The organism is Brachybacterium ginsengisoli (assembly GCF_002407065.1).
In the GTDB taxonomy this organism is placed as follows: Bacteria; Actinomycetota; Actinomycetes; order Actinomycetales; family Dermabacteraceae; genus Brachybacterium; species Brachybacterium ginsengisoli.
On record NZ_CP023564.1, the window covers coordinates 3,312,981 to 3,323,990 of the forward strand.

Annotated in this window: 4 protein-coding genes and 3 rRNA genes; 1 reads left to right on the forward strand and 6 read right to left on the reverse strand. The window is 62.9% G+C overall.

From position 1 onward, the window contains the following. Nucleotides 1-269: 269 nt before the first annotated feature. The 5 genes from CFK41_RS14860 to CFK41_RS14880 form a co-directional block, all read right to left on the reverse strand. Nucleotides 270-1,427 carry an FUSC family protein gene (locus CFK41_RS14860; protein ID WP_096801114.1) on the reverse strand — a complete coding sequence of 386 codons (1,158 nt, stop codon included), beginning with the start codon at nucleotides 1,425-1,427 and terminating at the stop codon, nucleotides 270-272. 150 nt (nucleotides 1,428-1,577) lie between these two features. After that, a 5S ribosomal RNA gene (gene rrf / locus CFK41_RS14865) occupies nucleotides 1,578-1,694 on the reverse strand. 124 nt (nucleotides 1,695-1,818) lie between these two features. Continuing rightward, nucleotides 1,819-4,883: ribosomal RNA gene (locus CFK41_RS14870) — 23S ribosomal RNA — on the reverse strand. Nucleotides 4,884-5,268: 385 nt separating this feature from the next. Continuing rightward, nucleotides 5,269-6,788: ribosomal RNA gene (locus CFK41_RS14875) — 16S ribosomal RNA — on the reverse strand. The 16S, 23S and 5S rRNA genes sit together here, the layout of an rRNA operon. A gap of 488 nt (nucleotides 6,789-7,276) precedes the next feature. Beyond that, complete coding sequence (locus CFK41_RS14880) at nucleotides 7,277-8,404, reverse strand: methyltransferase (RefSeq protein WP_096800379.1); 1,128 nt, start codon at nucleotides 8,402-8,404, stop codon at nucleotides 7,277-7,279. Between the two features lie 495 nt (nucleotides 8,405-8,899). Between CFK41_RS14880 and CFK41_RS14885 the strand changes: the two genes are divergently transcribed. Then, on the forward strand, nucleotides 8,900-10,342 hold the full coding sequence (locus CFK41_RS14885) for an MFS transporter (RefSeq protein WP_169928836.1): 1,443 nt from the start codon (nucleotides 8,900-8,902) through the stop codon (nucleotides 10,340-10,342). A gap of 81 nt (nucleotides 10,343-10,423) precedes the next feature. On the opposite strand, the gene CFK41_RS14890 is transcribed toward CFK41_RS14885, so the two are convergent. Next, a complete protein-coding gene (locus CFK41_RS14890; RefSeq protein WP_096800381.1) occupies nucleotides 10,424-10,954 on the reverse strand; it encodes a MarR family winged helix-turn-helix transcriptional regulator in 531 nt (176 codons plus the stop codon). Nucleotides 10,955-11,010: the final 56 nt, after the last annotated feature.

Sequence of the window (11,010 nt, forward strand, 5' to 3'; positions counted from 1 at the left end):
TTCGACGTCGAGCTCAGGCTTCAGGCTCAAGCGCACCGGAATCGTCGCGCCGATGCCGCTGCGCCTCGATCAGCCCCTCGACGCCCTCTCTCCCCCACGCAGAGCGCACCGGGCTGCGCGCTCGGACGGCGCTCGGGCGGTCCGTGAGGCGGTGCCGCGGATCCCTCCGGTGTGCTGGTGCCCGGCGCCCGCGGGTGCTCCACCGCGGAGGTGGTCGCCGGGTCCGGACAGCTCCTCCGTCGCAATCGCCTGGAGCGTCTTTCCGAGGATCACGGTGGCGACGAGGAGCCTTCCGTCGGGCCTGCCTCGCGAGCATGACGGGCGGAGGCCACATCGTCGACGATGACGGCGATATGGCGCAGGCTGACCAGCAGGGAGCCGTAGAGGGGCCAGGAGCTCCCGCCCAGGATCCCGTGGGCCGAGAGGTCGTCGCCGAGCGCGTCGAGGCGATCGGCGATCGGCTCGACCTCCCCGTCCGGATCCGCGATGGAGCGGCCGGCGTCACGCAGGATCGGAAGCAGGCGCTTCTTGAACCCGTCGTCCCATCGGCTGCTGTCCTCTCCCGCCTCATGCAAGGTGCGCAGAAGGTGGCGCAGATGGGAGATGCCCTCGTCCACGCGCCCGAGGATGTTCTCGTAGGAGGGTCGCTCCGCGTCACCCTCCTGGTCGGGGCCCGCCGGGCCACCCGGCGCGGAGGTGTCTGCGAGGGCGCGGAATCGCGAACGCGGGTTGGCCCGCGCGCTCTCGCGAGCGATCCGGACCGTCTGGCGCGCGCCCTCGAGCTGCTCACGCATCAGGTCCGTCTCCGCGAACCATGCCTCCACCCGATCGGTGTCCCACGAGCCGGCGAGATCTTCCGACATGTCCGTCAGGACCCTGCCCATCCGCCTGTTGATCGCGTCCACGTACCAGGCCGCCTGACGGTCTCTCAGCGGAGGAACGACCACAAGATTCACCACGACCCCGATGCCGACCCCGAGCACCACCTCGAGAATCCGATCGACGAGCAGAGGCGCCTGCTCGCCGAAACCGCTGCCGAGCACGAATACGGCGGTGGTCGCGACCGCCACACCCTCGTCGCGGATCCAGGGGATCCGAGCGGCGACGAGCCCGATGAGCAGAGCGAGGGCGAACGTCCACAGATGCACACCCAGGAGCGACCCGATGGCGAACGAGAGGCCCACGCCGAGCACGGACGCGACCGTGGTCTGCAGGCCGAGCGTGAGGGAGCGGTGAACCGTGACATGCACGGTCAGGAGCGCCACCCACGGAGCCAGGAAGGGCAGCGCCGAGGAGAGGATCGCGGTGGAGAACCACCACGCGAGGGTCGCGGCGAGAACGCTCTTCAGGATCTGCAGCGCCGCCGTGATGGTCTCCGGAGAACGCGCGGCGGAGATCTGGCTCTGGAGAGTGCTCTTGAGGCGCATGATCACGCCTTCACGCTCTCACAGGCATTCTCGGCCTGCACCATCTCGACCGCGTGGTCGACCACGGGCGATTTCCGGCGCAAAAAAGGGAGTGGAGGAGGCGAACACCCAGACAAGGGGTTCAAGCACTCCTCCACTCCCAGTGAAGATGTCCGGCGGCGACCTACTCTCCCACACCCTCCCGAGTGCAGTACCATCGGCGCAATCGAGCTTAGCTTCCGGGTTCGGAATGGAACCGGGCGTTTCCTCGACGCTATGACCGCCGTAACACGATGAGACAACCATCCCTCACACCCCACACCCTCACAGGCCTGGAACGTCAGGGGTTGTTTCCCGAGAACCGCACAGTGGACGCAAACACACACAGCAAACAATCAACACAAAGAAATGTTGTTGTAAGTCATCGGCCATTAGTACCAGTCAGCTCCACACATTGCTGTGCTTCCACATCTGGCCTATCAACCCAGTCATCTACTGGGGGCCTCACGCACCCGAAGGTGCACGGATATCTCATCTCGAAGCAGGCTTCCCGCTTAGATGCTTTCAGCGGTTATCCCTTCCCGACGTAGCCAACCAGCCATGCCCTTGGCAGAACAACTGGCACACCAGAGGTCAGTCCATCCCGGTCCTCTCGTACTAGGGACAGGACTTCTCAAATATCCAACGCGCGCAGCGGATAGGGACCGAACTGTCTCACGACGTTCTAAACCCAGCTCGCGTACCGCTTTAATGGGCGAACAGCCCAACCCTTGGGACCAACTCCAGCCCCAGGATGCGACGAGCCGACATCGAGGTGCCAAACCATGCCGTCGATATGAGCTCTTGGGCAAGATCAGCCTGTTATCCCCGGGGTACCTTTTATCCGTTGAGCGACACCCATTCCACAATGAGGTGCCGGATCACTAGTTCCTGCTTTCGCACCTGCCCGACATGTCTGTCTCGCAGTCAAGCTCCCTTGTGCACTTACACTCAACACCTGATTGCCAACCAGGCTGAGGGAACCTTTGAGCGCCTCCGTTACTCTTTAGGAGGCAACCGCCCCAGTTAAACTACCCATCAGACACTGTCCCTGATCCGGATCACGGACCGAGGTTAGGAATCCAGAACGACCAGAGTGGTATTTCAACAATGACTCCACACTCACTGGCGTGAATGCTTCCCAGTCTCCCACCTATCCTACACAAGCCGTCCCGAACACCAATATCAAACTATAGTAAAGGTCCCGGGGTCTTTCCGTCCTGCTGCGCGTAACGAGCATCTTTACTCGTAATGCAATTTCGCCGAGTTCGCGGTTGAGACAGTGGAGAAGTCGTTACGCCATTCGTGCAGGTCGGAACTTACCCGACAAGGAATTTCGCTACCTTAGGATGGTTATAGTTACCACCGCCGTTTACTGGGGCTTAAATTCTCAGCTTCGAGCTCCGAAGAGCTCTAACCGGTCCTCTTAACCTTCCAGCACCGGGCAGGCGTCAGTCCGTATACAGCGTCTTACGACTTCGCACGGACCTGTGTTTTTAGTAAACAGTCGCTTCTCCCTGGTCTCTGCGGCCCTCAGAGCTCTCACTCCTTGGGCCCCCCTTCTCCCGAAGTTACGGGGGCATTTTGCCGAGTTCCTTAACCACGATTCTCTCGAACGCCTTGGTATTCTCTACCTGATCACCTGAGTCGGTTTAGGGTACGGGCGACCGTATTCGTCACGCCGGAACTTTTCTTGGCAGTACAGGATCACTCACCTACGCCCATACGGGATCCCCATCACGTCTGACCCTTGATGACCCCAGCATTACCCGGGGTCGGGCTGCACGCTTAGACGGACTATTCCATTAAGTCCGCGGAAGCTACCTCTCTGCGTCATCCCACGCGCTGACCTACTACAACCTTGGTTCCCAGCCTCACCACTCTCCACACCCCGAAGGGCATGGGAACAGCTCGGGTGGTTAGCATCGACTGCCTCGGTATGGGTCCTCCTACGATCGGTTCGGGAATATCAACCCGATGTCCATCGACTACGCCTGTCGGCCTCGCCTTAGGTCCCGACTAACCCAGGGCGGATAAACCTGGCCCTGGAACCCTTGATCAATCGGCGGACGGGTTTCTCACCCGTCTTTCGCTACTCATGCCTGCATTCTCACTCGTGCAGCCTCCACCACTGGGTTCCCCGCGGCTTCGCTGGCTGCACGACGCTCCCCTACCCATCCCGGAAAAATCCGAAATGACACAGCTTCGGCGGTGTGCTTGAGCCCCGCTAAATTGTCGGCGCAGAATCACTTGACCAGTGAGCTATTACGCACTCTTTCAAGGGTGGCTGCTTCTAAGCCAACCTCCTGGTTGTCTCAGCAACTCCACATCCTTTTCCACTTAGCACACGCTTAGGGGCCTTAGCTGATGTTCTGGGCTGTTTCCCTCTCGACCATGAAGCTTATCCCCACAGTCTCACTGCTGCGCTCTCACGTACCGGCATTCGGAGTTTGGCTAAGGTCAGTAACCCGGTGGGGCCCATCGCCTATCCAGTGCTCTACCTCCGGCACGAAACACGCAACGCTGCACCTAAATGCATTTCGGGGAGAACCAGCTATCACGAAGTTTGATTGGCCTTTCACCCCTATCCACAGGTCATCCCCTCCATTTTCAACTGAAGTGGGTTCGCGCCTCCACGCGGTCTTACCCGCGCTTCACACTGCCCATGGATAGATCACTTCGCTTCGGGTCTAGAGCCGGCGACTGAACGCCCCGTTCAGACTCGCTTTCGCTACGGCTACCCCACACGGGTTAACCTCGCCACCGACCACTAACTCGCAGGCTCATTCTTCAAAAGGCACGCCGTCACCCCTAAAGGCTCCGACGGATTGTAAGCGCACGGTTTCAGGTACTATTTCACTCCCCTCCCGGGGTGCTTTTCACCTTTCCCTCACGGTACTTGTCCGCTATCGGTCAAGAGGTAGTATTCAGGCTTACCAGGTGGTCCTGGCAGATTCACACCGGATTTCACGGGCCCGGTGCTACTCGGGAACAGCGTCACGCCATGCATTGGTTTCGTCTACGGGGGTCACACCCTCTACGCCGTCGCACTCAACACGACTTCGACTACCACTACACGTACACGTCGATGAGCCGGCAGACCCATCAGACACGTCCCACAACCCCCAACCTGCAACCCCTGCCGGGTATCACACAGACCAGGTTTAGCCTCTTCCGCTTTCGCTCGCCACTACTCACGGAATCACTGTTGTTTTCTCTTCCTGCGGGTACTGAGATGTTTCACTTCCCCGCGTTCCCTCCACACCGCCTATACATTCAGCGGCGGGTACCACGACATGACTCGTGGTGGGTTTCCCCATTCGGACATCCTCGGATCACAGTTTGGTTGTCAACTCCCCGAGGCTTAACGCAGACTCCCACGTCCTTCGTCGGCTCCTCTTGCCAAGGCATCCACCGTGCGCCCTTTAAAACTTACGGCAACACAAAGACTCTTTGCGCTTAAAAATTGCTTACAAGATGCTCGCGTCCACTATGCAGTTCTCAAAAAACAACCCCACACCAACACCACCCCGCATTCGCAGCAGTGACATCAGGGAGGAACAGCCACACACCCCACAACCCCCACCAGACTCCGAAAAGCCCGACAAGGATCATGAAGCCGCGTGCAGCCTCACAACCCAATAGCGTGTCTCCACCTCAAACCCCTCCAGCAATCCGTGTTCCAGACCATTCCGAAGAACAGCCGTACTGACGAACAACGCCGAGAAGCGAAGTGCCCATTCATTGATGTTCCACCCTTGAGCAACCACCCCCACCACACTCGGGCAGGCAGATGGCCACCATAATTGGTGATGCTCCTTAGAAAGGAGGTGATCCAGCCGCACCTTCCGGTACGGCTACCTTGTTACGACTTAGTCCCAATCACCGATCCCACCTTAGACAGCTCCCTCACGAGGATGGGCCACTGGCTTCGGGTGTTACCGACTTTCGTGACTTGACGGGCGGTGTGTACAAGGCCCGGGAACGTATTCACCGCAGCGTTGCTGATCTGCGATTACTAGCGACTCCGACTTCATGGGGTCGAGTTGCAGACCCCAATCCGAACTGAGGCCGGCTTTTTGGGATTCGCTCCACCTCACAGTTTCGCAACCCATTGTACCGACCATTGTAGCATGCTTGAAGCCCAAGACATAAGGGGCATGATGATTTGACGTCGTCCCCACCTTCCTCCGAGTTGACCCCGGCAGTCTCCTATGAGTCCCCACCATGACGTGCTGGCAACATAGAACAAGGGTTGCGCTCGTTGCGGGACTTAACCCAACATCTCACGACACGAGCTGACGACAACCATGCACCACCTGTGCACCAGTCCGAAGAAAACTCCATCTCTGGAGTCGTCCGGTGCATGTCAAGCCTTGGTAAGGTTCTTCGCGTTGCATCGAATTAATCAGCATGCTCCGCCGCTTGTGCGGGCCCCCGTCAATTCCTTTGAGTTTTAGCCTTGCGGCCGTACTCCCCAGGCGGGGCACTTAATGCGTTAGCTACGACGCGGAAAACGTGGAATGTCCCCCACATCTAGTGCCCAACGTTTACGGCATGGACTACCAGGGTATCTAATCCTGTTCGCTACCCATGCTTTCGCTCCTCAGTGTCAGTAATGGCCCAGAGACCTGCCTTCGCCATCGGTGTTCTTCCTGATATCTGCGCATTTCACCGCTACACCAGGAGTTCCAGTCTCCCCTACCACACTCTAGCCTGCCCGTACCCACCGCACGCCCGAGGTTGAGCCTCGGGTTTTCACGGCAGACGCGACAAGCCACCTACGAGCTCTTTACGCCCAATAATTCCGGACAACGCTTGCGCCCTACGTATTACCGCGGCTGCTGGCACGTAGTTAGCCGGCGCTTCTTCTGCAGGTACCGTCACTTTCGCTTCTTCCCTACTGAAAGGGGTTTACAACCCGAAGGCCGTCATCCCCCACGCGGCGTCGCTGCATCAGGCTTTCGCCCATTGTGCAATATTCCCCACTGCTGCCTCCCGTAGGAGTCTGGGCCGTGTCTCAGTCCCAGTGTGGCCGGTCGCCCTCTCAGGCCGGCTACCCGTCATCGCCTTGGTGAGCCATTACCTCACCAACAAACTGATAGGCCGCGAGTCCATCCTTCACCGATAAATCTTTCCAACCCCCGCCATGCGGAAGGAGCTCATATCCGGTATTAGCCACGATTTCCCGAGGTTATCCCGAAGTGAAGGGCAGGTTACTCACGTGTTACTCACCCGTTCGCCACTAATCAGGTGATGCAAGCACCACCGTCATCGTTCGACTTGCATGTGTTAAGCACGCCGCCAGCGTTCGTCCTGAGCCAGGATCAAACTCTCCATGAAAAAACATGAAAAACAATATCCTGACAAAATAAACAAACAACCAGCAAATTAAACTGCTGTATCATCCGTATAATATTGCCATTCAAACTAAATGGCATCAATAAACAGACACGCTATTGAGATATCAAGCAACACGCGCACTCAATGCTCCGTACCCTTCCGGGCCTTCGCTCTGAGGCAACTCCGCTAACTTACGCGGCCCAGTTCTCCGAGTCAAATCGGTGCGGTGTGATCCGCGCCGCGATCCTCTCTCGGAAGATCTGACATGCCTGGCCAGTGCGGGATTCTCGGTCCGGATCGATGTCCGTTCCTCGTTCCCGTTGTCCGGGGCACGAGGAAGAACATTACGGGCCCTGCGCACCCCCGTCAAGCCAGAACGGCCTTTTCCGGAGTGGCCTCGGCCACACCCCCTTTTCTGGACGTCTGCGCTGGTCGGAAAAGGGGTTCGTTCCGTGCCTGGAAAGGCCTTTCGGAGCCCTCCGGGCGGGTCAGCAGACCGCAGCGCGCAGTCGCCACAGCACCGTGGACTCCTGCGAGCGCGCGGCGTGGAGGAGGTCCCGAGGATCTGTGGCCCGGGGATGGCGCGCGGAGGTCGAGAGCCGGCCGATCACCTCGAGGCCGGCCGCCGCGATGAGGCCCTCGAGCTCCCCGGCCCCTCGCAGCCGCAGATGCTCGGCGAGGTCGGAGAGGACCAGCCAGCCCTCTCCCCCAGAACGGAGATGGTCTGCGAGGCCGTCGAGGAAGCCGCGGAGCATGGCGGAGGAGTCGTCGTACACCCCGAGCTCGAGCGCGGAGGTCGCGGCGCCGGGGAGCCAGGGCGGGTTGCAGACCACGAGATCTGCGCGGCCGGGCGGGAAGAGGTCGGTCTCCACGACGGTGACCCGGTCCTCGAGGCCCAGCCGTCGCACGTTGTCCTGGGCGCAGGCGACGGCTCGCGGGTTGATGTCCGTGGCGGTCACCTGGGTCGCGCCACGACGGGCGAGGACCGCGGCGAGCACACCGGTGCCGGTTCCCAGGTCGAACACCGTCAGGTGGCCCTCGGTCGGTGGCAGCGGGGCCTCGGCGACGAGGTCGACGTACTCGGAGCGCACCGGGGAGAACACTCCGTAGCGCGCGTGGATGCGCCCGTCGAGGGCCGGGATCGGCACGCCCTTCTGCTGCCACTGGTGCGCGCTGAGCACACCGAGGAGCTCGGAGAGGGACACCAGCGTCGGCTCCTCCCATGAGCCGTAGGCCTCGCGGCACGCGTCCGCCACCTCTGGGGCCCGGCGCAGCTCGAGGCGGTGGCCGGGCTCGAGGAGCACCACCAGTCCGCCGAGGAGGCGTGCCCGCTCCGCCCGCTGGGCCCGGTGGGCCCGGAACAGCCGGGCGATGTCGTCCTCCCGGGGGGCAGAGCGCTTGTCGATCCTCCGACCGAGGGCGCTGAGCAGCTGACGGGCACCGGGATAGTCGCCGCGCCACAGGAGGGTCGATCCGGCCCGGCGCCGGCGCAGGGCGATGTCGGCGGTGAGGGTGTCGTCCACGACCTCGATGCGCGTCGGTGCGGGGGCGCCGTTCTCGGAGTGCCAGCGCGCGCTGTGCATCTCGCCGTGCTCGCTCCAGCTGATGGTGGACATCGGCAGTTCCCCCGGCCCTCTCCACAGCGAGGCCCGGCGTGCTCGACAGGGTCGGGTCGGGCGCCGGGGAGTCCTCGCGACGAGGCCCTCTCGTCGGGTGCCGTCATCTTCTCATCCGCTGCCCGCTCGACCGTCGACCCCTGCCGTTGCCGCAGGTTGCCGTCCAATGCGCCGTCGATTCGGTGACCCGCCTCGGCGAACGGTGAGCACCGAGACTGTCGGTCGCTCCGCCTCGCAGCCTCCTGACCTGGCGGTACTGCGGGTCCACCGCGAAGAGGCCCTCTCTGCCTTCCATCTGCCGAAGGAATCCCCGGCTGCAACTTCCGGCAACTGGTTCCGCGGGATGTGTCGCCGCTCAGGACTCAGCGAACGCGGCGGCCCATCTCGCCGCACCTGCCACCGATCATCGGCGGCGCACCGACGCGGCCTCGCTCCGCGGGGTGCACGAACAACGCTGTTCACCCTGCCTGCGGGCAGATGTCGAGAGGACGCACGATGGACGAACTCCCCTCCGGGCAGGGCTCCGGCCGGCCCGACCGGTTCCCCGGCTCCGTCTCCACCGAGACCGGCACGATCGTCGCCGCCTCCGCCTCGAGCGATCCCGGCGTGGACGTGGTCGAGAGCGACCGGCGCCGCCCCGGCTCCCTGGGCGCGCAGTCCGCCAAGGGCAACGGCAGGGCCATGACCGCCATGGGGTTCTCCCAGGCCGTGGACAACTCCGAGGGCGGCCTGATCAACACCTTCTTCCCGCTGATCGGCGCCGCGTTCGGCGTCGGCGAAGGGATGCTGGGCCTGCTGAGCGCCATCAGCAAGTTCGCCCGGATGATCTTCGGCCCCTTCTGGGCGATGATGGCGGACCGGTACGGCCGCAAGAGGATCCTCATCCTGGTCACCGGGGTCTGGGGCCTGTGGACAGTGGCCTCCGGCTTCGCACCCAGCTTCACCTGGCTGCTGATCCTCTACGCGATCAGCGTCGTGGGCACCGTGGCCTCCGAGCCGATCATCAACGGCCTGCTGCCGGACCTGTTCAAGCAGTCCCAGCGCGGCAAGGCCTACGGCACCATCCGCGCCATCGGCGGCGGCGTGGGCATCCTGCTCGGCCCCGCGATCGGCCTCTTCGCCCGCGGCGACGACCCCAGCCCCGACGCCTGGCGCTACGCGATGTGGACCATGGGGGCGATCTCCATCCTCTCCGGCGTGCTCATCGCGATGTGGGTGAAGGACCCGCGGCAGAACACCGCCCGCGAGGACATGCTCGCCGAGGCCGGCCGGTTCAAGCTCTCCGATGCCGCCAAGCTCTTCAGAATCCCTACGTTCTCCCTCATGGCCGGAATGGTCGTGCTGGTCACGAGTCTGGTGCTGCTCGCCTTCTACCCGAACTTCCTCGTGGTCGAGCGTGGCCTGAGCATCTTCGAAGCGACCCTGGCGATGTCCTGCTTCAGCATCGGCGCCGTCTTCAGCGCCTACCTCGGAGGGCGCCTGGCGGACCTCTTCGTGGCGAAGTTCGGCGAGAAGGGCCGCGTCATGCTGATGCAGATCTACCTGGTCGCCTTCGGCGCCACCGTCGCGCTCGTGACGCAGCTGCCCTACGAGGGCATCGCCTTCGCCTACCCCCTGACGTTCCTGCTGGGGCTGATCTTCTCGATCGGCTTCTCCGGCTGCGTGCTGCCGATGGTCTCCAACGTGGTGCCCCGTCAGCTCAACGCCACCGCCTTCGCCCTGCTGTTCTCCTTCATCCAGGGCGGGCTCACCGCCCTGATGGCTCTGGGGCTCGGCTTCCTCGCCGAGGCCTTCAGCAGCCAGATGATGTTCCTGTGGTTCGTGGTCGTGCCCTATCTGCTGAACGCCGGGTACTGGACGCTGTTCTACCGGACCTACCCGCGGGACGTGGAGCTCCAGGAGGAGCGCACCGCACTGGTGGAGGCCGGCGAGTTCTGACCCGAACCGCCTCCCCTCGCCCCGCACGAGCACACGGATCCCCGCAGCACCGGTTCACCGGGCGCTGCGGGGATCCGTGCGTCAGCGCTCCGGGGGCGGGAGCGAATCGGGGACGCCCTCGGCCTCCAGGTGCTCGGCCATGGCGAGCAGGAAGTCGATCGCGGCCTCCCGGGCCGGGCCGGGGACGTCCTGGGCGATCTCCAGCATCCGTCGGTGCATGTCGCCGAGGCGCTCGCGCACCTGTGCGTGGGCATGGTCCGTGGCCACGACGATCCGCGAGCGGCCGTCGCGCGGGTGCTGGACCCGCTCGAGATGCCCGGAGGCGGCGAGACGGTCCAGCAGCTTCGAGGTCGATGCGCCCGAGATGCCGAGCTCGCGGGCGAGCTGCAGCGGAGTCACCGGCTCGGCGGCCGCCTCGTGGGCGATGACGATGCGCAGCGCCGCGAGATCCGTCGTGTTCATGTCCATGCCGGCGCTCATCCGGCGGCGCATCTCGCCGTCGGCGGTGCGGAAGCGACGCAGGGCTGAGAGCAGCAGCACCGCGGAGTGGTCGCCCTCGTACCAGTACGACGTCCCCGGACCCGTGTCCGGGCCTGCGGTGGGCTCGTTCATGGGGGGATGCTACAGTCATTTTTGATAGCCCGGCTAACGAGCAATGAGGAGTTCGG

Bases quoted from the DNA above. Each gene is read 5' to 3' on its own strand.
- CFK41_RS14860 (WP_096801114.1), bottom strand. From the start codon at position 1,427: ATGCGCCTCAAGAGCACTCTCCAGAGCCAGATCTCCGCCGCGCGTTCT.
- CFK41_RS14880 (WP_096800379.1), bottom strand. From the start codon at position 8,404: ATGTCCACCATCAGCTGGAGCGAGCACGGCGAGATGCACAGCGCGCGC.
- CFK41_RS14885 (WP_169928836.1), top strand. From the start codon at position 8,900: ATGGACGAACTCCCCTCCGGGCAGGGCTCCGGCCGGCCCGACCGGTTC.
- CFK41_RS14890 (WP_096800381.1), bottom strand. From the start codon at position 10,954: ATGAACGAGCCCACCGCAGGCCCGGACACGGGTCCGGGGACGTCGTAC.